At 70.4% G+C, this 19,733-nt stretch carries 24 protein-coding genes; 10 read left to right on the top strand and 14 right to left on the bottom strand.

The features are described from left to right. Nucleotides 1–34 precede the first annotated feature (34 nt). Genes ACFV3E_RS29445 through alr form a run of 3 tightly spaced genes read right to left on the bottom strand, consistent with a single transcriptional unit; the run spans nt 35 to nt 2,441 of the window. Nucleotides 35–304 carry a hypothetical protein gene (locus ACFV3E_RS29445; RefSeq protein WP_500537405.1) on the bottom strand — a complete coding sequence of 90 codons (270 nt, stop codon included), beginning with the start codon at nt 302–304 and terminating at the stop codon, nt 35–37. Beyond that, nucleotides 301–1,353, bottom strand: a complete 1,053-nt coding sequence (locus ACFV3E_RS29440; protein ID WP_500537404.1) for a D-alanine--D-alanine ligase family protein — start codon at nt 1,351–1,353, stop codon at nt 301–303. The genes ACFV3E_RS29445 and ACFV3E_RS29440 overlap by 4 nt, the downstream gene beginning before the upstream one ends. Then, entirely contained in the window at nt 1,350–2,441 is a 1,092-nt protein-coding gene (gene alr / locus ACFV3E_RS29435; protein WP_500537403.1) for an alanine racemase, read from the bottom strand. Before alr ends, ACFV3E_RS29440 begins: the two co-directional genes overlap by 4 nt. Nucleotides 2,442–3,108: 667 nt before the next feature. On the opposite strand from alr, the gene ACFV3E_RS29430 reads away from it, so the two are divergent. Further along, nucleotides 3,109–3,303 carry a hypothetical protein gene (locus ACFV3E_RS29430; RefSeq protein ID WP_500537402.1) on the top strand — a complete coding sequence of 65 codons (195 nt, stop codon included), beginning with the start codon at nt 3,109–3,111 and terminating at the stop codon, nt 3,301–3,303. Nucleotides 3,304–3,616: 313 nt separating this feature from the next. Here ACFV3E_RS29430 and ACFV3E_RS29425 read toward each other — a convergent pair whose 3' ends face one another. Continuing rightward, complete coding sequence (locus tag ACFV3E_RS29425; protein ID WP_500537401.1) at nt 3,617–4,612, bottom strand: helix-turn-helix domain-containing protein; 996 nt, start codon at nt 4,610–4,612, stop codon at nt 3,617–3,619. 161 nt (nt 4,613–4,773) lie between these two features. On the opposite strand from ACFV3E_RS29425, the gene ACFV3E_RS29420 reads away from it, so the two are divergent. Together ACFV3E_RS29420 and ACFV3E_RS29415 are read left to right on the top strand one after the other, a co-directional pair. Beyond that, on the top strand, nt 4,774–5,082 hold the full coding sequence (locus tag ACFV3E_RS29420) for a hypothetical protein (protein ID WP_500537400.1): 309 nt from the start codon (nt 4,774–4,776) through the stop codon (nt 5,080–5,082). A 171-nt stretch (nt 5,083–5,253) separates the two neighbouring features. Next, nucleotides 5,254–5,427 carry a hypothetical protein gene (locus tag ACFV3E_RS29415; RefSeq protein ID WP_500537399.1) on the top strand — a complete coding sequence of 58 codons (174 nt, stop codon included), beginning with the start codon at nt 5,254–5,256 and terminating at the stop codon, nt 5,425–5,427. Nucleotides 5,428–5,589: 162 nt separating this feature from the next. Here ACFV3E_RS29415 and ACFV3E_RS29410 read toward each other — a convergent pair whose 3' ends face one another. From ACFV3E_RS29410 to ACFV3E_RS29400, 3 genes are all read right to left on the bottom strand, one after another. Further along, on the bottom strand, nt 5,590–5,943 hold the full coding sequence (locus tag ACFV3E_RS29410; RefSeq protein ID WP_500537398.1) for a VOC family protein: 354 nt from the start codon (nt 5,941–5,943) through the stop codon (nt 5,590–5,592). A 103-nt stretch (nt 5,944–6,046) separates the two neighbouring features. Further along, entirely contained in the window at nt 6,047–7,336 is a 1,290-nt protein-coding gene (locus tag ACFV3E_RS29405) for a tachylectin-related carbohydrate-binding protein (RefSeq protein ID WP_500537397.1), read from the bottom strand. A gap of 179 nt (nt 7,337–7,515) precedes the next feature. Next, nucleotides 7,516–8,055: a uroporphyrinogen decarboxylase/cobalamine-independent methonine synthase family protein gene (locus ACFV3E_RS29400; RefSeq protein WP_500537396.1), complete on the bottom strand. Its 540-nt coding sequence runs from the start codon at nt 8,053–8,055 to the stop codon at nt 7,516–7,518. Between the two features lie 1,012 nt (nt 8,056–9,067). Between ACFV3E_RS29400 and ACFV3E_RS29395 the strand changes: the two genes are divergently transcribed. Both ACFV3E_RS29395 and ACFV3E_RS29390 read left to right on the top strand, forming a co-directional pair. Then, nucleotides 9,068–9,319 (top strand): hypothetical protein, encoded by a 252-nt coding sequence (locus ACFV3E_RS29395; RefSeq protein ID WP_500537395.1) that lies wholly within the window; start codon nt 9,068–9,070, stop codon nt 9,317–9,319. A gap of 1 nt (nt 9,320) precedes the next feature. Continuing rightward, nucleotides 9,321–9,752 carry a DUF5994 family protein gene (locus ACFV3E_RS29390; protein WP_500537394.1) on the top strand — a complete coding sequence of 144 codons (432 nt, stop codon included), beginning with the start codon at nt 9,321–9,323 and terminating at the stop codon, nt 9,750–9,752. Nucleotides 9,753–9,765: 13 nt separating this feature from the next. On the opposite strand, the gene ACFV3E_RS29385 is transcribed toward ACFV3E_RS29390, so the two are convergent. After that, nucleotides 9,766–10,017, bottom strand: coding sequence for an SCO5918 family protein (locus ACFV3E_RS29385; RefSeq protein WP_500537393.1), 252 nt, complete (start codon nt 10,015–10,017; stop codon nt 9,766–9,768). 286 nt (nt 10,018–10,303) lie between these two features. Here ACFV3E_RS29385 and ACFV3E_RS29380 point away from each other — a divergent pair, with 286 nt between their 5' ends. Then, complete coding sequence (locus tag ACFV3E_RS29380) at nt 10,304–10,510, top strand: cold-shock protein (RefSeq protein WP_499509778.1); 207 nt, start codon at nt 10,304–10,306, stop codon at nt 10,508–10,510. A gap of 96 nt (nt 10,511–10,606) precedes the next feature. Here the strand turns inward: ACFV3E_RS29380 and ACFV3E_RS29375 are convergent, their stop codons facing one another. Further along, entirely contained in the window at nt 10,607–11,200 is a 594-nt protein-coding gene (locus ACFV3E_RS29375; protein ID WP_500537392.1) for a TetR/AcrR family transcriptional regulator, read from the bottom strand. A gap of 208 nt (nt 11,201–11,408) precedes the next feature. On the opposite strand from ACFV3E_RS29375, the gene ACFV3E_RS29370 reads away from it, so the two are divergent. Continuing rightward, nucleotides 11,409–11,876: a nitroreductase/quinone reductase family protein gene (locus ACFV3E_RS29370; protein ID WP_500537391.1), complete on the top strand. Its 468-nt coding sequence runs from the start codon at nt 11,409–11,411 to the stop codon at nt 11,874–11,876. A gap of 72 nt (nt 11,877–11,948) precedes the next feature. Here ACFV3E_RS29370 and ACFV3E_RS29365 read toward each other — a convergent pair whose 3' ends face one another. The 4 genes from ACFV3E_RS29365 to ACFV3E_RS29350 form a co-directional block, all read right to left on the bottom strand. Beyond that, nucleotides 11,949–13,007 carry an endonuclease/exonuclease/phosphatase family protein gene (locus ACFV3E_RS29365; RefSeq protein WP_500537390.1) on the bottom strand — a complete coding sequence of 353 codons (1,059 nt, stop codon included), beginning with the start codon at nt 13,005–13,007 and terminating at the stop codon, nt 11,949–11,951. Between the two features lie 462 nt (nt 13,008–13,469). After that, entirely contained in the window at nt 13,470–13,943 is a 474-nt protein-coding gene (locus ACFV3E_RS29360; RefSeq protein WP_500537389.1) for a cupin domain-containing protein, read from the bottom strand. Between the two features lie 283 nt (nt 13,944–14,226). Next, entirely contained in the window at nt 14,227–14,988 is a 762-nt protein-coding gene (locus ACFV3E_RS29355; protein ID WP_500537388.1) for an SDR family NAD(P)-dependent oxidoreductase, read from the bottom strand. Further along, nucleotides 14,985–15,236 (bottom strand): hypothetical protein, encoded by a 252-nt coding sequence (locus tag ACFV3E_RS29350; RefSeq protein ID WP_500537387.1) that lies wholly within the window; start codon nt 15,234–15,236, stop codon nt 14,985–14,987. Before ACFV3E_RS29350 ends, ACFV3E_RS29355 begins: the two co-directional genes overlap by 4 nt. A 303-nt stretch (nt 15,237–15,539) precedes the next feature. On the opposite strand from ACFV3E_RS29350, the gene ACFV3E_RS29345 reads away from it, so the two are divergent. Both ACFV3E_RS29345 and ACFV3E_RS29340 read left to right on the top strand, forming a co-directional pair. Next, nucleotides 15,540–16,178, top strand: a complete 639-nt coding sequence (locus ACFV3E_RS29345; RefSeq protein ID WP_500537386.1) for a TetR/AcrR family transcriptional regulator — start codon at nt 15,540–15,542, stop codon at nt 16,176–16,178. Nucleotides 16,179–16,508: 330 nt separating this feature from the next. Further along, a complete protein-coding gene (locus tag ACFV3E_RS29340; RefSeq protein WP_500537385.1) occupies nt 16,509–17,564 on the top strand; it encodes a PP2C family protein-serine/threonine phosphatase in 1,056 nt (351 codons plus the stop codon). Nucleotides 17,565–17,594: 30 nt separating this feature from the next. Here the strand turns inward: ACFV3E_RS29340 and ACFV3E_RS29335 are convergent, their stop codons facing one another. Beyond that, the gene (locus ACFV3E_RS29335) at nt 17,595–18,572 is read right to left on the bottom strand and encodes a helix-turn-helix domain-containing protein (protein WP_500537384.1); all 978 of its coding nucleotides are present in this window, start codon (nt 18,570–18,572) and stop codon (nt 17,595–17,597) included. Nucleotides 18,573–19,056: 484 nt separating this feature from the next. On the opposite strand from ACFV3E_RS29335, the gene ACFV3E_RS29330 reads away from it, so the two are divergent. Next, nucleotides 19,057–19,674: a hypothetical protein gene (locus ACFV3E_RS29330; RefSeq protein ID WP_500537383.1), complete on the top strand. Its 618-nt coding sequence runs from the start codon at nt 19,057–19,059 to the stop codon at nt 19,672–19,674. Nucleotides 19,675–19,733 lie beyond the last annotated feature (59 nt).

The raw sequence follows: 19,733 nt of genomic DNA, 5'->3' as shown, positions 1-19,733 counted from the left end.
CGAGCGGAAACCGCTCCGGGTGTCGCCTCCAGTGTCACCGATACGCCCCGGAAGGCCCGGACCCATCCGCGCGCACCATCGGTGTGGCCGCGTCGGGCTCCGGGGGCGGGGGCGGTGTGCGCTCCGGCTTGGTGTGGATGTCGTCCGTTCCCGTGCCCAGGACGACGACGTCGAAGACGGTCTGGGCGTAGACCCGGGCGGTGCGCAGCAAGTGGTGCATGCGGTGGTGCCCTCCGTTGCTCTCGTGGTGGATCGCGGCGGGTGCGGGACCCTGGTCGGTGGTGAGGCGGTGCTGCCCGGTCACGGCCGCACCTGCGCGGTGGCCGCTGCGCGCGGGCCGCGACCCTGCGCCGGGGAGGACGCCTCCGGTGCGGCGAGCGCCCCCCGGACCAGTTCGTCGAGCAGTGCGGGGTAGCTCAGGCCCTGGTGCGTGAACATCTTGGGGACCTGGGAGCGGGCGGTCATGCCGGGCATGGTGTTCACCTCGTTCAGCACGGGACCGTCGGGGGTGAGGAAGAAGTCGCAGCGGGCCACTCCGCGGCACCCCAGGGCGGTGAACAGGTCGAGGGACGCCTCGGTGAGCCGGTCCAGCTCGCCGGCGGACAGGGCGGCGGGTATCCGGAACCGGGCTCCGCCGTCGTACTTCTGTTCCGTGTCGAAGAGGCGGCCGTCGTCCAGCAGGATCTCCAGCGGCGGCCCGACCGTCAGGCGGCCGTCCGCGCGCTGCAGCACGGCGAGGTCGACCTCGCGTCCGCTCACCAGGTCCTCGACCAGGACCCGGTCGTCGATCCGGAGCGCCGCGGCGATGGCCGGTGCGAGCTCTGCCGCCTCGGTGACGAGGGCCACTCCGTGACTGGACCCCGCGGCGACGGGCTTGACGACGACCGGGCCGTGGAAGCGCACCTGGTCGGCGTTGCCGGCGGTGACCAGGAAGCCCGGGGCGACGGCGATGCCGACGGCTTCGGCCACCAGCTTGGTCGCCCACTTGTCCATGGCCAGGGCGCCGCCCCGCACACCGGCGCCGACGTACGGCAGGTCCGCGAGGTCGAGCAGGGCGGCGAGCGTGCCGTCCTCGCCCTGCGGGCCGTGCATCGCGGGGAACACCACGTCGCACCCGGCGAGCAGGGTCAGGGCCGCGGACAGGCTCGCTGCCGGCGTGCCCGCCAGCCGGTGCCCGGCGGAGTCCCGCCACACGCCGTCCCGGCCGATGGTGAGGGACAGCACGTCGTAGGCGGTGGGATCGAGTGCGGCGCCGACGGATGCGGCGGAGGCCAGGGACACCTCGTGCTCGTCGCTCCGCCCGCCACCGATCACGGCGACCCGGACGCGCCGGGCCTCGGACGCGGGGATCACGCGGCCACCGCCGGCTGCTGCACCGTGCGGCGCAGTCGCGCGCCCAGGCCGGTCACGATCTCGTGCTCGATGGTGTCGGACCAGCGGGCCCAGTCCCGGAGGGTGGGCTCGCCGTGGTCACCGGCGCCGAAGACGGTGGCGACGTCGCCGGGGGCGGCCGGATGCTCGCCGGTGTCGACGATGATCTGGTCCATGGAGATCCGCCCCACAACGGGGCGGCGGCGCCCGGCGAGGAGCACTTCGGCCCGGCCGGACGCCGCGCGGGGAAGCCCGTCGGCGTATCCGACGGCCACCAGTGCCAGGTGGGTGCCGCGGTGGGCGCTCCATGTGTGCCCGTAGCCGGCCCGGGTCCCGGCGGTGACCGTGCGGACGGAGACCACGGGGGCGGTCAGCGTCAGCGCGGGCAGCAGCGGGGTCGTCCGCGTCGGATCGATGCCGAAGAGCCCGGCGCCGACACGGCTCAGGTCGAACCGGGTCCGCGGGTCGGTGAGGGTCGCCGAGGTGGCGGCCACATGCCGGAGGGCCGGCCGCAGACCGGCCTCGGCCGCGGTGACCGTCGCAGCCCGGAACAGCTCGAGGGCCTGGTCGGTGCACGGATCGCCCGGGGTGTCCGCGCAGCCCAGGTGGCTCATGACGCCGACCACCCGGACCAGGCCCGCACGCTCCGCGTTCCGGGCCCGACGGCACAGGTCGGCCCATTCCCGGGGGTCGGCACCCTCGCGGGCCATACCGGTGTCCACCTGGAGGTGGACGTCGGCGGTCCGGCCCGTCCGGGAAGCGGCACGGGTCACGGCGGCAAGGTGCTCGTGCCCGGGAACGGCCGGCGAGACACCCGCCCGCAGCGCTTCCTCGAAACCGGCGTCGACCGGATTGAGCCAGCTCAGGATCGGCACCCGCAATCCCGCGCGCCTGAGGTGCAGCGCCTCCTCGACGGACGTCACGCCGAGCGAGGTCGCCCCCGCGCCCAGGGCGGCGGAAGCGGCCTCCGCAGCGCCGTGTCCAAAGCCGCCGGCCTTGACCACGGCCATCACGCGGGCGGCGCGCGCCGCGAAGACCCGGGTGTTCGCGGCGATCGCCGTCAGATCCACCCTCAGCTCCGGGCTGGCCCGGTGGCCGGGCAGCGTACGGAGTGGGTCGGCGGTACGGACGGCGGAACCGATCGGTGGAACGCAGTGCATGGGGTGCCCTTCGGAGGTGTCACAGTCAGGCCGGTGCCCTGCGGCCGGGAAGGCTCAGGGCATCACCGCAGGTGGGGGGTGAGGTTTGAGCCCCCGCCGGTGCGGGCGCTCGGCCCGGCCCTGCAGCCCGGGCGAGGCCGCCCGCGGATGCGGTGCACGAGCCGGAGCTCATGCCAGGAAGGCTATGAAGAGCCGATGGCCGTCCGCTTCGGGCGGAAGTCGGACCTCCTGGGACGCCGCTACGACTTTCGGCTGAACGCGGCCGCCACCGAAAGACGAGAGCGGCAAGGGCACGCGGACGCAGGCGCAGCCGGTTGCGCGGGTCGCTCGTGTGCGAGCCTGAGCTGGGACCGCGCCACGAGCGGATCGCCGCCCCGTCGGAGTCCGATTCGTCGTAAGGGTTTGGTTCTCCGGGGTTTCGGAAGCGCGTGTGAGGCTAGGCGACCTGTCGGAGCCGCCCGCCCCCTGATACCTCCCCATTCGAGTGGCTCCCCGAGGGTGGTTCCCGCCCTCCGGCGGTCGCCCTTGGAGACCGGGGCCCCTCCCCGTTGGGTCCCGGTCGGGCGAGGAGGTCGTCATGGATGACAAGACGCGCATGCATCGTCCGGGAGAGATGGTGCTGGTGAAGGGCGTCTACGAGTGCACGTGCGGCAAGGGCCATCGGTTCGCCGGCATGGACGTGCACGGCCACACATTCCCACCGGTTCCCAGTGCTTGCTCCGGGGCCGGCTGGGACCTGTTGACTCCGGTCCATGCGGAACGGAGTCCGTAGGGCACCTCAGCCGCCCGCCCGGTTGTGTGTGGTGATGGTGCACGGGGCCGGGCGGGCTCCCGACGCGGTTCCGTCCGCTGTGATCGTCCCCCTGAGCAGCGGCCCCGGCCTGTGTTCCACGATGCCCCCTGGCCGGGGCCGCCCGGACATGGAGAAGGGCCCCGTGTCGCCATCGGGGCCCTCGGGCCGTGCCCGCGGTGGTGGCCGCGGACAACCTCACAAGCGTAGCCATACCTCACGCCGTCCGACGCGATCCACCGGCCGACGCGCCGCAGCGGCCCGTCGCGGAAGCCGGTGCCTTCGGCCTGGTGACTCAGAACCGGGCCGGCAGCCAGCCCCGCTGCACGGCGCGCACGCCGGCCTCGAAACGGCTGCGTGCGTCGAGGCGGTCCATCAGCTCCGAGGCGATCCGCCGGGCCGTGCGGTGTGACACACCGAGCCGTTTGGCGATCGTCTCGTCGGTGTGGCCCTCGGCCAGGAGCCGGAGGGCGGTCGCCTGCTGGCCGGTGAGCCCGTGCGGGTCGGTGGGCACGATCTCGCCGAGCGGCTGGGCGGCCTCCCAGGTCGTCTCGAAGAGCGCGCACAGCGCGGTGAGCGTGCCCTGGCCGGTCAGCAGGACTGCGCCCGCGGCGGTGTCGTCGCTGCTGACCGGGATCATGGCGGTCATCCGGTCCATGATGATCATCCGGGTCGGCAGGGACGGGGTCGTGCGGATCCGGCCGCCCAGTCCGGCCAGCCAGGTGGCGTGCTCGACGGTGGGCCGGTGGGTGCGGACGCTGTCGAGGTAGATCGTGCGCATGCGCACCCCGCGGTCGAGGAGATCCTCGTTGAGCGGCCGTGAAGCGGCCATGTTCTCCGCGGTCTGCGGGCCGCCCGGGGCGAAGGTCAGGAATTCCTCGCGTACCTCGCGGGTGAGCACGGTCAGCCGGTCGCGTATCCGGTCGAGGCCCACCAGTTGCTCCACCCCGGGATGGCTGGTGGCCGGACGGAGCTCGGCGTACTCGGAGATGAGCTGCGCCGCGGCGGCCCGCGAGGCTTCCAGGCGCTGCTGCTGGGCCGCCAGCTGGGCCTGCTGGCGGCCCATCAGGACCTCCATGCCGACGTCCGGTGAGACGGCCCGGAGGCGGCCCGCGTCCCCGGCGGCGGGGCGTACCAGTGCCAGCTCGCTCAGTGTGTCGAGGGCATCACCCACCTCTTCCGCGGAGATCCCCACGGCGTGGGCGAGGGCCGCGACACCGGCGTTCGGATCTCTGAGCATGGCGCGGTACACCGTCTCCGCGACGGAATCGAGTCCGAGAGCGGTCAGCATCTGGTTCCCCCTGGTTTCCTGCGTACGGCATCCCCTGTTCGACGGCGATCTTCGCAGAGCGACGGGGGATCGTCACGGAGGCAGGACGGAACCGGCCAGGGCCCCAACGGTCCAGCGTGCAAACGGACTTGAGCACGACTTCGGTTGAGACTCTGGAGCGCATGTACCTGGTCCATGCACATCTGGAACTCCCCTCCGACGAGGAGCTGCCGCAGAACGTCAAGGCGTTGGTGCGATCGGCGATCGTCCCCCGTGACCGCGTCGAGCACGTTGCCGTGCACCCGACCTCTCCCTCCGCACTCACGCTCGGCTTCTATCTGCCGGCCGGTGGGATCGATGAGGCGGAGGAACGGGCCCTTGAGGTCTGCCGCCGACTGCTGTGCGACGTACCGCAGTTGGCCACGGCGCGGCTGACCGGTGCGGGGGTGCCGCTGATGCCGCTGGCCTTCCTGCCCCGGACGATGGACTGAAGCGGCCCGTGTGGACGCATCAGTCCAAGGCCCTTTCCGTCCATCGCTGAACTCTTTTCACAGGCTTGAGCCGCGACGAACCTATTGGTCACCGGCCGGGCCGAGCGTCACCGCGGGACGCGAGGGCGGTCCGGACACCGCATCTCTCCTCCGGAAGGAACGGAAACAGGCATGCTTCGCATCCGAATCGCCAAGGTCGCCGCGGTCTGCTCCCTCGTCGTCGCCGGGGCTCTCGCCGCCCCGGTGGTCACGCCCCGGTCCACGGCCGACGCGGTTCCGTCCTCCTCCGTCCTCGTGGCCGACGCCGGCTGGCAGGTCACCCCGGCGGACGCCGGCTGGCAGTAGGCCGCCCGCCACCGACAGCCACCCGCGGCGGCCGACGCCCGGCTCGGCGTCCGATGACGCCGGCGGGCGTGCAAAGGGCGGCGCCCCTTCGACACGAGGGGGCGCCGCCCTTTTAAGGCTGGTGGGACGAGTTCGCGGAATCGGTGTCAGCCGCGGGGGTTCTCAGTGACGTCGGTGGCCGAGGACACAGAACTCGTTGCCCTCGGGGTCCGCCATGACGACCCACGACTGGTCACCCTGGCCGATGTCGACACGCTTGGCGCCATGGGCCTCGAGACGGGCCACCTCGGCGTCCTGGTCATCGGGTCTGAAGTCGAGATGCAGCCGGCTCTTGCCCTGCTTGAGCTCGTTGATCCGGACGAAGTCCAACCCCGGAAGGCGATCCGGCTCCGGCCGGATCTCGAACTCGTCGTCGGAGGAGTGGACCACGACCCAGCCGAGAGCCTCGGCCCACCACCGCCCCAAGGCCACCGGATCCACCGAGTGAACGATTACCTGTTCCCATTCCAAGGTCATCTTCCGAGTCTAGGCCTGCCGCCCCTTCGCACGCAGGCGCTTGAAGGACGCCTCGAAGGCCCCGCTGGGGATCGGCGGGGCCTTCGAGGCGCCGGGTGGGGCGTCAGGCGATCTTCTTGTAGCGCAGGGCGACGTACGACGAGGCCGGGTGGCCGCCGATGTCGCCGCTGTAGACGTTCGCGGTCGAGTAGTTCATGTCCGTGGCCGTGCTGCCCTCGGCGTAGTAGTAGAAGGTGCCCGCGTCCTGGTTCTTCCAGCCCGCGAAGAGGACGGCGTGCTCGGAGTAGTCGTTCAGCGCGTCACCGGGCCTGAGGTCGGCCTTGTTGATCTGCGTGCTCACGCTGGGGAGGGTCTCGGTCGTGAGCGAGGTGGTGAGGTGCCAGGTCATGGAGACGAAGCCGGAGCAGTCGGTGCGGTAGGAGTGGTCGCCGTCGACGTCGGTGGCGTAGGCGCTCTGGCTGTACTGGATGTTGCGGTTGTACCAGTCCTTGGCCCGGGTGATGACCTCGTTGCGGTAGATGGTGCCGCCCTGCACGGACTTGGGCGGGGCCGGCGCCACGTAGGCGCAGTTGTTCGCGTAGGCCGACAGCAGGCTCTGGGTCCAGCCGGACGCGTCCACCGGGTCGGCGGAGTGGTAGGCGATGTCGCTGCCGTCACCGTCGGTCGGGTCCGCGTCGTGGTACCAGTACATGCCGCCGTTGGTACGGCCGTAGTAGAGGCCGCCGCCCGGCGAGGAGAGCGAGTCCACCGCCGACCAGCCGCTCGACTTCAGGACCGAGCTGTCCCAGTCGTTCACGCCGTTGATCTTGTAGCTGAGCAGCCGGCCGTCCGAGGTCGAGGCGATGATGCGGTCGTCGCCCGCGGCGGCGAGCGTCTTGAGGACGAAGCCGGTGTCGATCACCACGTGCTGGCCTATGTGCGCCGACCCTGCGGGCTTGGCCTGCGACACCAAGTACTGGTGGAGCTGGCCGTCGACCGTCCCGTAGAGGTGACCGGCGCCGTCGTAGACCAACTTGTCGAAGGTCCAGCCGCCGTCCCAGATCTTGACGACTCCCGCGAGCGTGAGGGACGTGTTGTTCGTCTGCACGTCGACCCGGTAGAGGTCGCCGGTGGTCGAAGTGACCAGCACCGTGTTGAAGTTGAGGGCCGCCATCGTCTTGGGCGTGAAGCCGAGGTTCGGGCCGATGAGCGTCTTGACGCGGTCGCCGGTGTTCGGCTCGATCTGCGTGTACGTCAGCCGGCCGTCGGACAGCGTGCCGTACATCGACACGTCACCGGTGCACGACGCGACGGCGTGCGCGGCTCCGGCGGTGGTCGCGACCAAGCCGAGGGACATCGCGCTGACGGCGACCACGGCGGCGGTGGTACGGCGGACGGCATGGCTCAGCTTCATGATTTCTCCTGCGGTGGGTGGTTCGAGCGGGCGACGGCACATCCCCGGCCCAGACAGCTGCCCTGCAGGTGCAGCTGTGAAGGATGTCTCGGGTGTGACGCCCGGTGGCAGGAACTACTTTCGCCGCAGGTCACGCGGGTTGGAAGGGAAGGCGAATGGACGTAAACGTCCTTGGCCCGTTACGTCCTGACGGTACGTCGGCCACGTCGGGAGGCCAGGCGATCACGGAGCCCGCCGTCGTACTTCAGCGTGCGTCCGTCGGGCCAAGCGCCGATGACCGCGTCCGCCAGCTCGGTGACCGCGTGCGCGTCGCGCGGACGGCTTGCGGCCCGGTGCCCGAGGTCGCCGAGGCACAGGTGCACCCCGAATCGTGCCCCGAAGGGCGCGTTGGCCGCCTGACGGGTCAGCAGGCGGGCCATGAGTCGCGCTGCCGGACGCCGCAGAATGCGCGGCATACTGCTCACGGCCACCAGAGCAGCCGGCGATTCGAGCTGGAAGACCACCGCATCACCCGCCGTGTCGTGTACGGTCCGGATCTCGGTGGCGAGGGCCTGGAAGAAAGCACGCACCGCACGCGCCATGCCCACGGGGCCGAAGGTGAACAGCGCCATGTCCAGGTAGCCGGGTATACCGACCTGGAGCGGCAGTTGAGCGCCGGCTGGACGGTCCATGGCCGCCAAAGCGTCCAGTTCCTCGGCGGTGAAAGCGGCGATCCGCAAAGGGACGTCGGCACCTCGCAGACGTTCACGGCGCCGCACGGCCAGCCGGTCGGTGTCGTCGTAGCCGCTCCACCCCCGTTCCGCACGACACGCACCTTCGACGAGGCCTTCAAGGCCTTGACCACGGGCACGAACCACAGCAGGCGGTCGCCGGTCTCGCCGCCGCACAGCCTGCGGACCCGCCCGGCGAGTTCCCCGACCTGCCAACCCAAGGCCGCTTCCGCGGTTCCGAACTGAGGGAGGCTGCCGATGAAATGCAGGTGCCGCCCGGACGAGGACCACGCCTTGGGGTGACCACTTCGCATGGGGGAATCGTGCGCCCAAGAGGCCTGAAATCGCCGGGGCGGTATCCCTGGTGGCCGTCGCCGGCATTGCGTTCGGTGTCCGGGCGGCGTTCTTCCGGACACCCTACGCGCTCGCCGACTCGCCGACCGTCGATGTGACGGTCCGGGCCCGCGAAGTTCGTGCCCGCGTACGGCGACGGAGCCGCAGGCCACGTCAAGGCCGCGGTGGTCGAAGGAACGGTCCCGTACTTCGACGACATCCTGGCGCGCCGACTCCGCGTCCTCACTGTCCGTGTTCGGGTCGTGGGCGTGTGGGGCGGCCCGAGCGGTCCGCCCGACAAACATGAGGGCTGCCGCGGGGCCCCTTCCACGTTCCCACTGGTCGGAGCCGTTGCAACCTTGATCGTCGGCGACCAGGAGTACGGTGGGGGCACCGAAGGCATTTCGTGCGTTGGCATCAGCGTTGGCGTCGTCGTCGGAACAGGTGTGTCCGGCGGACCGGCCGGACCGGGAGGCGGCGTCATGGCCGCGACGACGGTACGGGCAACGCATCCCCGAGTCGCACCCGACGGATCACGGCCTGACAGGCCGGACCGGGCATGGTGGCCGCGCTCCGGGGAGCCCGGCGAGCAGGCGGCTGGTCCGGAAACGCGCGGTCGGGAATCGGCGCGAGAGGGCGATGGCGGCCGGTGAGCTGCGGGCCCATCGCGAAAAGACCGGAGACACACATGGGAACCGACTCATCGCTCCCGGAGGGCGAACTCGCCGAGGTCCGTATCACCGCCGCCTCACCCGAAGTGGCACGACGCGTGGCTGAGGTACTGCGTACGTGGTTCGCGAGCACCGAACAACGCAGCTACCCCGCCGGCGTCAGGGGCAGTGGCACCCGACTGCATCTGACGGTGGACACCGCCCACACCCCGGAGCTGCACAGCGGATTCCAGCGGTGGCTCGCCGCCGCCTCACGGACGGGTGGCTGAGATGCCCATCGGCAGCATGCAGGCCACCCGCCCCGGGGCCGAGGAGGGGCCCGTCCGGGTCAGGCTGGTCCGGCGCGACCTGGGACCGCACTGGCTGGACGGCGTGTGGTGGCCGCGGACCCACGATCTCGGCAAGGGCCTGCCCGGCCTGCTGGCGGCCCTGGACGAACGCTGGCCCGGCATCAGCCGCATCACGGTGAGCGGTCCCATGTGGCGCATGGGGCCACAGGAGATTCGGTTCGGCGGCCGGAACATCCACATCAACCGGGCCGCCGCCACCCCGCGGCCGAACACGATCTGTCTGGTGTCCTACGGCGTCGGCCGGTGCGACCTTCTGGTCGTGCCTCCGGGTGCGACGCCTGATGACGCGTGCCGCCTCATGGACTCCGTCGTCGCTTCCGACGGCGCCCGCGCCGCGTGCCCACCGAGGTGAGGGCCGCCGACGGTCAGACGTCGGTGGCGGCGGTGGCGGTGTGGCAGGTGAATCCGAGGCGCGTCATGGCACGGGTGACCTCCGCCGCGGTGAAGTCGCGCCGGTCCTGGCGGGTGATCACGGCGCCCACCTGCTTGACGGGGTAGTACTGCTGGCCGATCCGTACGGACTCGCCGGCCAGGGGCTCGGGGGCGACGCCGCTCATGGCCTGCTGCACCTCGCTCGGGGTGAGGTCGAAGGGGTAACCGGCGATGATGCAGCGCACGGGGTCTCCACGGGGTGGACGGATGTGCCTCGGGGAGTCAGCGTCGCACAGTAAGGCTGCCGGAGCGACAGGAGAAGGACACGAATAATTCGGTCTCCGAGATCCACCGCCGGCGGAGCATGTGTGTTAGCTTTGATGTGTTGCAGTTTTGGTACCCATGAACGTTATGTGCACCTGACCCACAGGTGCATTTTTGTTTTTCCGGTCCTTCCGGAGGGTCATTGCGGCGACAGGAGTCCGCGCGGTGTGGACTTCAGGCAACTGCTCCAGAAGGAGATGCTTCATCATGGCAACTGGCACCGTTAAGTGGTTCAACGCGGAAAAGGGCTTCGGCTTCATCGAGCAGGACGGTGGCGGCGCTGACGTCTTCGCCCACTACTCGAACATCGCCACCCAGGGCTTCCGCGAGCTCCAGGAGGGCCAGAAGGTGAGCTTCGACGTCACGCAGGGCCAGAAGGGCCCGCAGGCCGAGAACATCGTTCCGATCGGCTGACATCGGAAAGCATCACGGTCAGGGCCGGCACCATTCGGGTGCCGGCCCTGATCCTTTTCCGGGGGAATTCCGCTGCCGGCACCCCGGAGACGACCCTTATGGCGTGTCCGGCGGGGGAGCCGCGTGGCCGTGCCACCGTCCCACGCTGTCGACGAGCTCATCGATGAGGCGATCGGAGACGGTCGTGGCCTGCATGGCGGTCCGGTAGATGATGGGGCCGATCAGCAGCGACGACAGGTCGGGCGGGTCCGCGGTCATCTCGATCTCTCGATGGTCCACGGCCAACGACAGAGCCGCCCGGAGCCTGTCGTTGAGTGCTTCGAGGGTGTGGTCGCGCCGCACCGCGATGCGAGGATCCCGGAGTGCGGTCTGCATCAGCGTGAGGGTGAAGCCGGCGACCTTTGGCGCCGCGAGCTCGTCGGCGAGCTTTCGGAGCTGGGAATGCAGCCACGGGCGGACCGGTGACTCCGGTTCGTGGAAGTGCGGTATCTCGACGCTGGTCATGACGTCGTGGAGCAGCTGTTCGGACTGCGGCCAGTGACGGTAGACCGTGGCGCGCCCGACGCCTGCCTTCTGGGCGACACGCTGATGGGTGATCGCGGCGGGCCCCTCGTCGAGCAGCAGCGAGCGGGCGGCGTCCAGGATCGCGGCCCGGCTGCGTGTGGCCCGGGGGTCGGTCGAGACGTTCACGCCGCCATTCTATGAGACAACTTGACTCGCAGGTCATGGCACTGCCACCCTCCCTCTTCGAGGCAAGATGTCTCACAGAATGTGGGCAAGGCGCAGCCGTGCAGCGCGGCCCACCGCAGTGCCACGCCGGCCACCGGGCGCGGACCGGGCGCCGGCGTCCCTTGTTCGAGCAGCCACCTCAACAGCGTGGCCGGCACGAGGAGTTCCCATGAGCTTTGTCCCTACGCCCAGCGGCACCTACGGCGCCCGCCAGCCCGGCGCGTTGGTGCGCTGGGTCAATACGGTGGCCATGCGACGGATCCTCCGCCAGGGCGGCGGAGGAAAGCTCGGAGGCACCGACGCCCTTGTGCTGACCACGATCGGACGCAAGAGCGGCGAGTCCCGCGAGTCCCCGGTCGCATGGTTCGCCGGACCGGACGGCTCGTGGCTGATCGTGGCCTCCGCCAATGGCGCTGCCCGCCACCCCGCCTGGTACCACAACCTCGCCGCGCGGCCCGAGGAGGTCAGCATCAGCACTGACGGCCGGCGGACCGAGGTGACCGCCGTGCAACTCCACGGCGCCGAACGCGCGGCGGCATGGGAGCAGATCGTCGCCGCTCGTCCGCAATACGCGCGGTACGCGCAGAAGACCGACCGCGAACTGCCGGTCATCCGCCTGACCTCCCGATCCAGCTGACGCCGACCGAGGTACGTATGCGTCCGTAAGCCGCCCACGCCCGATGGTCGACGGCGCAGTGCCGCCCCGGCGTCACCGTTCCTCGGAGAGTTCGACCCTCGCCGCGACGGGCAGGTGGTCGCTGCCCGTCCTCGGCAGGGTCCAGGAGGACGTCGCCCGGATGCCCTTCACCAGGATCTGGTCGATGCGCATCAGCGGGAACGACGACGGCCAGGTGAAGCCGTAGCCGTGGCCCGCCGTGCTCTGCGTGGAGCGCATCTGCGCGGTGATGGCGGCGAAGGCGCGGTCGTCCGTGGTGCCGTTGAAGTCGCCGAGCAGCACCACCCGGTGCAGTGGCTCGGCCGCGATGCTCGCGGCGATCGCGTCCGCGCCCCTGTCACGCTGGTCGGCGGTGAAGCCCGCGTGCAGTCTGACGCGCACCGAGGGCAGGTGCACCACGTAGACGGCGACCTTGCCGTGCGGGGTCTCCACCACGGCGCGCAGGAACCGGTCCCAGCCGAGGTCGTCCCGGGCTTCCGCCTCCGTTATCGGGTAGCGGCTCCACAGCCCCACGGTGCCTTCGACCGCGTGGTGGGCGTATGTGCCGGCGAGGGCCTTCTCGTAGGTGAGCACCGCCGCATCGGTCATCTCCTCCAGAGCGAGGACGTCCGCACCGGACGCGGCGAGTTCGTGTGCCGTGCCCACCGGATCAGGGTTCGCGATCGCGACGTTGTGGGTGACGACCATGAGGTTCCCGCCGTCCTTCCGCCTGTCGAGGAGGAGGCCGCGGGACACGTTCAGCCACACGGCCGCAAGCAGGAGAACGGCGACCAGCGCCGTCGCCGACCGCCGGAGCAACGCGAGGACGAGGAGAACCGGAACCGTCAGGCCGAGCCACGGCAGGAACGTCTCCAGAAGGCTGCCGAGGTTCCACTTCCTGTTGGGAACGAAGGCGTGCAGCAGCATGAGCAGCGCGACGGCCACGGCCGAGGTCGCGATCAAAATGCCGCGCCGCCACGTGGTGCGCCGCCCATCGAGGAAGTACGCGGACCGCTTCCTGAGCCAGGTGTCCTTGGCTTCCGCGTCGACCGTCAGCGGCTCCGCTGCAACGGTGCCGGATCCGGACATCTTCTTCCCATCGGTCGCGATCATGGGTCTGGCCCGTGCGCGGGCCTCGGCGCCCACGGGGCCGGCGCCGGAGTCCAGGTTGGCGCCGGGAGTTCATGACCACTGGTTCAACTCATGACCGTGATGTAACGGCCGGTCTCCCCGCGTTCGCTCTTCGGACCCAAGGAGTCCGTCTCTTGCCGCCACTCTTCGGTCGGCGGATCCCCCGCTTCGTTCATGCGGCGCACCAGTTGCCTTTGGGCCATGACGACTGCGGGTCCCGTGAGCGCGCTGAACAGTACGTTCATACTCCTGGCCGGCATCTGGCCTGAAGCGATGAGCCGCTGCGCAAGCGGTTCGATCTTCTCTACGCATCGGCCGGTGTAGTCGCTGTACAGATATTTCAGGCGGTCGGACCCGAAAACGACTCATCGGAAGGAACGCCGCCGTCCCTGTAGCCCGGAAATGCCGGCCTCGGCGACTCACGCCGATGGAATGCGGCGGGGCCTACCCCGATGGGGCCGACCGCCAGTCGGGGAGGTCCTCGAAGTGCACGTCGTACCGGTGCTGCTCGGGGAGAAGTGACGCGAATTCCGCCTCGCCACGGCTGATGGCGGCCAGCTGTTCGAAGTAGCCGAACCGTTCGATGCCAGGGCTGAGGACGACGACCACGTCGGCCACCTCACCCTCTGCCGCCCCGAAGACGTGCGGCAGGCCGGGCGGAATGACGACGAGCCCGCCCTTTCCCACCGTGGTCAGAGTGTCGCCGAGACGGAAGAGCATCGTCCCGTCCAGTACGTAGAAGAGCTCGTGGGAGAGCTTGTGGTGGTGCGGGGGTGCACCGTCGGCGCCGGTTGCGAGGGTGAGCCGGCTGGCGCTCACCGCGCCGCCGTCGGCGAGCAACTCGAATGCGCCGTCCGTAAGTGACGCCCCGGCTGCCTCACCGGGTTGCACCACCAGGGCGGTGGCCATGGCCTCCATGGTGACTCCTTCGATCGAACGTATCGTCTTCGCAGTCCGGGAGGGGACCACCGTTCTGGTGCGCAGCGATCCGCCAGAACTTCACCGGCAGCAGTACGCCCACCGGATCCGCGGCCCCGTCCACTTTGGTTTCGCGGCCCTCGCGCTCGCGGACCCGAGCGTGAGGGCCGGTCGTGGATCCGGTGATCAGTTGGGCAAGCCCCGACCACCGGTCAACGTTCGGTGATGCCGGACAGAACGGCTTCCGAGCGCCTGCCCGGTGCCGGGAGTTCTCTCCGGAGGGTCAGTCCCAGGCGCCGCCGCCGTTGACCCCCGCGATCGTGCCCGTGATGAAACCGCTGTCCTCACCGGCGTAGAAGGCGACGGCCCGGGCCACGTCGTCGGGCTTGGCCATCCGGCCGAGCACGGTCTGCGCCGCCTGCCGCTTCCTGTGCATGTCGCCGAGGACATCGGCGATGCTGGTCTCGTCCACCGGGCTCGCGGCCACCACGTTGACGGTGATCCCGCGAGGCCCCATCTCCTGCGCGACGTAGCGGGCGAACTGGTTCAGGGCCGCCTTCGACGTTCCGAGTGCCATCATCCGTTCCCGGGGCTGCCGGCTCGTCCCGGTGCTCATGAAGACGATCCGGCCGTAGCCGCGCGCCGTCATGCCGGGGACGACGGCCTTGGTCACCAGAAACGCGGCCCGCATCTCCTCCTCCAGCTTCGTGCGCAACTCGTCCCAGGACATCTCCTCGAACGTCTTCACGGCGAACGGGATCAGGGCGTTGTGGACCAGCACCTCCACCTCGCCCATGGCGGCGCGGACCTGCTCGACCATGCCGGCCACCGCGGCCGCGTCACGCACGTCGGCCTGGACCGCGATCGCCTCGCCCCCGGCGGACCTGATGGACGCGACGACGCCGTCCGCGTCCTGCGCGCTGTTGAGGTAGTTGACGACCACCCGCATGCCGCGGGACGCCAGCAACCGGGCCGTGGCCGCACCGATCCCCCTGCTCGCGCCCGTGACGAGGGCGACCCTGCCGCCGTGCTGACTGTCCGTCATGATGACCTCCTGGGAGTCGTGGATGCGTCCGGCGCGGACGACCGCGCACCTGGCCCGAACGTCGCGCCGTGAGGGACCGGCACCGCGCGCAGCGTCACGTCGACCGTGTCGCGATGGAGTTCGGCCGCGCTCCGGTTGAACGCCGCCGGCGATGCGGAACCGGCGCGGATCAGCGATAGGTCCGCGGCCGGTACGTTCTTCCGCTCGTACCGCTCCCCGGCGACCCCGGGCGCGATGAACACCGCCACGGACAAAAGTCGGCCCGGATGGGCGGCAGGGGCACAGAGAACGGCGAAGCACGCGACGATCACGCTCAAGGCCGGGCCGCCGCACCCCGCTGCCCGTAGGTCCCGCCGGAGGCGGCGGCAGGGGATGGTCCTGGCGCAGGACTGCGCGGGGATGCCATGAGCGCACCTCCGGGCGATCGGCGAGCGGAAAACGGGAGCGGGCAATCCGCGTGGACGTCCGCCGGAACCGCATCCTGTTGTACATGTACAGTTGTAGGCTACGGCAACTGTACATGTCCAGTCGGGGAGTGCCAGACTGCCGATATGGCAGCCACGAAGCCCCCGCCCCACGACACCGGCGTCCCCGGCGCGCAGCCGCCCGGTGCGACGCGTTCGCGGGACGGCGAGGCGACACGCGCCACGATCCTGACCGCTGCCCGCGCGGCCTTCGACGACAAGGGCTACGCGCAGACGTCACTGCGCGAGATCGCCAGGAACGCGGGGGTCAGGCCCTCATTGGTCGTGCACTTCTACGGCTCGAAGGCGGGTCTGCTGGCCGCCACCGTCGAATGGCCCTTCGACCCCGGCACGGTCGTCCGCCGGGTACTCGCCATGGGCCCCGACCACATCGGCGAGCGTCTCGCCGACGTGTTCCTGGAGACCTGGGAGCAGGACGGCCGGCCCAACACGGCCCTCACCCTGCTGCACGCGGCGTGCGAACGACCGGAGGCGGCCGCGCTCATGCGGGAGCTGTTCACCACGTGCGTGGTGGACCCGATCGTCGCGGCCATCGACCCCGATCGGGCCGAACTCCGGGCCTCTCTGGTGTCCAGCTACCTGCTGGGCCTGCACGTGGGGCGCTACCTGCTGACGTACGACGCGATCGTCGGGGCGGATGCCGACGTGCTGAAGCAGGCGCTGGCGTCCACCATCCAGCACATGTGCACCGGGCCCCTCTGGTAGGCGAACCCGCCGCCGAACACTCCGGTGCCTCAAGAGCGGGCTCCCTGCGGCAGGTTGGCGCCATCCCTTGGTGGTGGGCCTGTCGCTGCGGACGTAGTACCGCTTGTCGCGTTCAGGAGCGCTCAGCGTCATCCCGCCCGGTCGCTCACGAGACCTCGGTCGGGATGCTGCATGCATGGTCAAGATCTCATGCGCCACCGCGCAAGATCCGTGACGCCGCCTCGCCTACGGTCGTGGCGCGACGACCACCGGACCCCCGATGAGCGCCCGCCCCGGCGGCCGCCGCCTCCCGACCGGCAGCGCGGGCGCGCGGGAAAGGATCAGTGCCGCATGACTGATCTCGAGCAATTCGATGACGTGCCCGTGGCGTGGCTCGTGGGTATCTCAGGGACACTGCTGGGGGTACTCACGATCTGCGCGGCCGTTGCGCTGCGCGGTCGAGTGACGGCCGCCTGCCAAGTCCTGCAACTGGTCGCGGCGCCGGCGGCGGCCGTGACGTGCGGCCGGCTGTACTGGCTGTACCGCCGGCGGGTGGCGGGCGCCCTCGCCGTCTCCGACGCCGTGCAACGTGTCCTGCTGCGACCGCTTCCCTCGCGTGTCGGCGGCCTCGATCTCGCGTCCGTCTACCGCGCCTGCGGCGGACAGGCCCGGGTGGGTGGTGACCTCTACGCGGTCGTCCGGGCCGACGCGGCGACCCGCATCATCATCGGCGACGTGCGGGGGAGGGGATTGCCGTCGTTCCTCGACGTCATCGCCATCCTCGGCGCCTTCCGCGAGTGGGCGCCCCAGCCCGTCTCTCTCGTCGAGCTCTCCACCCGCCTGGAGGAGAGTTTCCTGCGGTACCTGGCCGACGCGGACGGCGACACACGCTGCGACGCGGACGAACGCTTCGCGACGGCGCTGATCCTGGAGGTGCCGGACGGTGAGCCCGACGCCCGCATGGTCAACTTCGGCCATCCGCCCCCGGTGCGGGCACGCCCGGGAGAACTGGCCCTGCTGCCCGGCGCGCCCTGCCCGCCGCTCGGGCTCAGCCCGCTGTGCGACCTCCGCGCCCATGAGAGCGCCTTCGAACTCGGCCCCCACGACACCCTGTTGCTGTACACCGACGGTCTCATCGAGGCCCGCGACTGCAGCGGGGTCTCCTTCCCGCTCCTGGAACGCGCCACCACGTGGACATGGCAGGACCGGCGCCGTTTCTGCCATGACCGCCTGCACAACGTCCTGGCGGAGATCCTCGAGGACATCGTCGCTCATTGCGGCGCCCTGCCGGCCGATGATCTCGCGTTGATCGCTCTGGCCCGCCACGGAGAGGGGGGCGGGGCGGTCCTTCCCCGCCCGGCGGACCCCGACCCGTCGGAGGGCACCAGGCCCATGAGGTGGCACTGATCGCGAACGACGCCTCGTCGTAGCCGTCGCTCATGGGTGCCCGAGACGGTCGGCCAGGGCCGTTCGGCGCCAGGCGACCGGGGAGATGCCGTAGGCGGCACGAAAGGTCCGGCTGAAGTGCGCGGGACTGGCGAAACCCCATCGCTGCGCGATGGTTGCCACCGTCAACCCGGCCAGGTCGGGACGTGCGAGGTCTTGGCGGCAGGCTTCCAGCCGCTGGTGGTGGATCCATCGGCTGATGGTCATGTCCTCGCTCTGGAACAGCTTGTGCAGATAGCGCACGGAGATGTGGTGTGCGGACGCGATCACGGCTGGGGAGAGTTGCGGTCGGCTCAGATGGGCCCTGATGTAGTCGCGGACGAGCAGCCGCAGGGTCTCTTCGGCGGTGGGCGTGACATCCGCGCCGAGCCGGCCGTCGTGGGCGATCAGGGCGGTCAGCACGTCGAGCATCCCGCGCTCCAGGTAATGAGCTGTCCCTTCCAGGCAGGTGTCGGACTCCGCCGCCGTGGCGAGCCTGCTCACGAATGAGGCAAGGATTCCACCGATATAGTGCGTGGGCTGATACGCGTGGCCCATAACACGGGCCAGATACGAATCGGGGACATCCAGCATCCCGATGGGGATGGCGGCGACGTTCTGGCGAAAACTGCTGGGAAAGTCCCGGAAGAAAGGCCGCCGCGTGTCGAACAGGACCAGTTCTCCAGGGGCGAGAAGTGTCTCCCGTCCGTCCTGGGCCACGACACTGCTTCCCGCTTCCTGCAGGCTGACGAGAAGCGCACTGCTGCAGTCGTTGGCGATGATCCCGCGAGTCCGGGACATCCGCTGGGGGCTCGCCTCGACGTGGCCCACATGGATCGCACCGACCGAGGCCAACCAGAGAGAACCGCACAACACGCCGTCCACGTGGGACCGGATCTCACACCGGGTGAATGCTTGGCGGACGGCTTCCGTCCAATACTCCGTCTTCTCGTGGGGCGGGAGGATGTCCGTTCGAAATGCTTGGTTCACGATGTCACCGCGTTAGCGAAAGTAAATCTGGTGACGCCCCGGACACCTTCTGTGACGTGCCCAAGGCCGCCGCCAGCTCCAACACGGGCATGCTAAATCGTTTCATGCGGGTATGGGACGAATCGAGAAAAAACTGCGGTTTGTCCACATGGCAAATCCGTGCGGCTGCCCTGCGAGGAAAGCGCCTGCCGCCAGGTTGTGGGGATGGAGCGGCCCGCCGGAACACCGGCGGGCCGCCCGCATGTCGCGGGTCGCGCCGGGGCGGGTCGCGCCGGGGCCCACCTCCCGTCCCCGTGAAGCAGGGTGCGGCGCGTCGGACCGGCTGTGCGGGAGCGAGGGGCTGCGGTCCCTCGGCATGGTTCGCTCGACAGGCCTGTAGTACGCGGGGTCTGACGGCCCGTGGCCAGCGCAGGCCATCGTGCGCCGTCGGTGCTTCCGCGTGCCCCGTCCCTCATTCGGGTGGTCAATGGCATCATTGCTGCCCATGACATCCGGGCCCGCATTCCGCCTCGCGCGTGCCGCGGTGTTCGCGGCCGTGTGCGTGGCGGTGACGGGTCTCGGACACGCCCTGATGTCGCGGGCGGTTCCCGGTTGGGCGGTGGGGTACGGGTTCGCCGCCACCACCGCCGGAGCGTGGTGGCTGGTGGGTCGCCGTGAGCGCGGTGCCCCGGCGGTCATGGTGGCGACCGTGGCGACCCAGTTCGCTCTGCACGGCTGGTTCAGCCTCGCCCAGGCTTTTGCCGCCGCCCCCGCCGACCTGACGGCCGGCCATCGGTCTTCGGCCGCCGCGGCCGCGATGCCCATGAGCACGGCCGCCATGGGCGGCTGGTCGACCGGCATGGTCTCCGCCCACACCCTGGCCGCGGTCCTGTGCGGGCTGTGGCTCTGGCGCGGCGAGGCCGCGGCCTTCCAACTCGGTCGTTCCCTGGCCGCTTTCGTCTTCGCCCCCCTGCGCCGGGCCTCGCGCGTCCGAGCCGTCGTCACCTCACCCGCCCCCGCGACGCCCGCGTCCTTCCACGTCCCCCCACGCCTGGACCATCAGGCGGCCCTGTGGCACAGCGTCACACGGCGCGGCCCCCCGAAGCCGGCGATCTGCTCCTGACCGTCCGTCACGCCCCTTCGCGATGACGGGCGCAGTCCGGCGTGCCCACGCACACCGTC

It is taken from the genome of Streptomyces sp. NPDC059718 (assembly GCF_042733315.1).
Lineage (GTDB): Bacteria > Actinomycetota > Actinomycetes > Streptomycetales > Streptomycetaceae > Actinacidiphila.
The sequence above is the reverse complement of the archived record's forward strand: the minus strand, read 5'-3'. Positions and strand labels throughout refer to the sequence as shown.

What these genes read in the sequence shown, in the direction of transcription:
- ACFV3E_RS29365 (WP_500537390.1), bottom strand. Translation starts at nt 13,007, where the DNA reads ATGATCGCGACCGATGGGAAGAAGATGTCCGGATCCGGCACCGTTGCA.
- ACFV3E_RS29425 (WP_500537401.1), bottom strand. Translation starts at nt 4,612, where the DNA reads ATGCTGACCGCTCTCGGACTCGATTCCGTCGCGGAGACGGTGTACCGC.
- ACFV3E_RS29395 (WP_500537395.1), top strand. Translation starts at nt 9,068, where the DNA reads ATGGGAACCGACTCATCGCTCCCGGAGGGCGAACTCGCCGAGGTCCGT.
- ACFV3E_RS29360 (WP_500537389.1), bottom strand. Translation starts at nt 13,943, where the DNA reads ATGGAGGCCATGGCCACCGCCCTGGTGGTGCAACCCGGTGAGGCAGCC.
- ACFV3E_RS29390 (WP_500537394.1), top strand. Translation starts at nt 9,321, where the DNA reads ATGCCCATCGGCAGCATGCAGGCCACCCGCCCCGGGGCCGAGGAGGGG.
- ACFV3E_RS29430 (WP_500537402.1), top strand. Translation starts at nt 3,109, where the DNA reads ATGGATGACAAGACGCGCATGCATCGTCCGGGAGAGATGGTGCTGGTG.
- ACFV3E_RS29405 (WP_500537397.1), bottom strand. Translation starts at nt 7,336, where the DNA reads ATGAAGCTGAGCCATGCCGTCCGCCGTACCACCGCCGCCGTGGTCGCC.
- ACFV3E_RS29340 (WP_500537385.1), top strand. Translation starts at nt 16,509, where the DNA reads ATGACTGATCTCGAGCAATTCGATGACGTGCCCGTGGCGTGGCTCGTG.
- ACFV3E_RS29415 (WP_500537399.1), top strand. Translation starts at nt 5,254, where the DNA reads ATGCTTCGCATCCGAATCGCCAAGGTCGCCGCGGTCTGCTCCCTCGTC.
- ACFV3E_RS29355 (WP_500537388.1), bottom strand. Translation starts at nt 14,988, where the DNA reads ATGACGGACAGTCAGCACGGCGGCAGGGTCGCCCTCGTCACGGGCGCG.
- ACFV3E_RS29420 (WP_500537400.1), top strand. Translation starts at nt 4,774, where the DNA reads ATGTACCTGGTCCATGCACATCTGGAACTCCCCTCCGACGAGGAGCTG.
- ACFV3E_RS29380 (WP_499509778.1), top strand. Translation starts at nt 10,304, where the DNA reads ATGGCAACTGGCACCGTTAAGTGGTTCAACGCGGAAAAGGGCTTCGGC.
- ACFV3E_RS29370 (WP_500537391.1), top strand. Translation starts at nt 11,409, where the DNA reads ATGAGCTTTGTCCCTACGCCCAGCGGCACCTACGGCGCCCGCCAGCCC.
- ACFV3E_RS29410 (WP_500537398.1), bottom strand. Translation starts at nt 5,943, where the DNA reads ATGACCTTGGAATGGGAACAGGTAATCGTTCACTCGGTGGATCCGGTG.
- ACFV3E_RS29330 (WP_500537383.1), top strand. Translation starts at nt 19,057, where the DNA reads ATGACATCCGGGCCCGCATTCCGCCTCGCGCGTGCCGCGGTGTTCGCG.
- ACFV3E_RS29345 (WP_500537386.1), top strand. Translation starts at nt 15,540, where the DNA reads ATGGCAGCCACGAAGCCCCCGCCCCACGACACCGGCGTCCCCGGCGCG.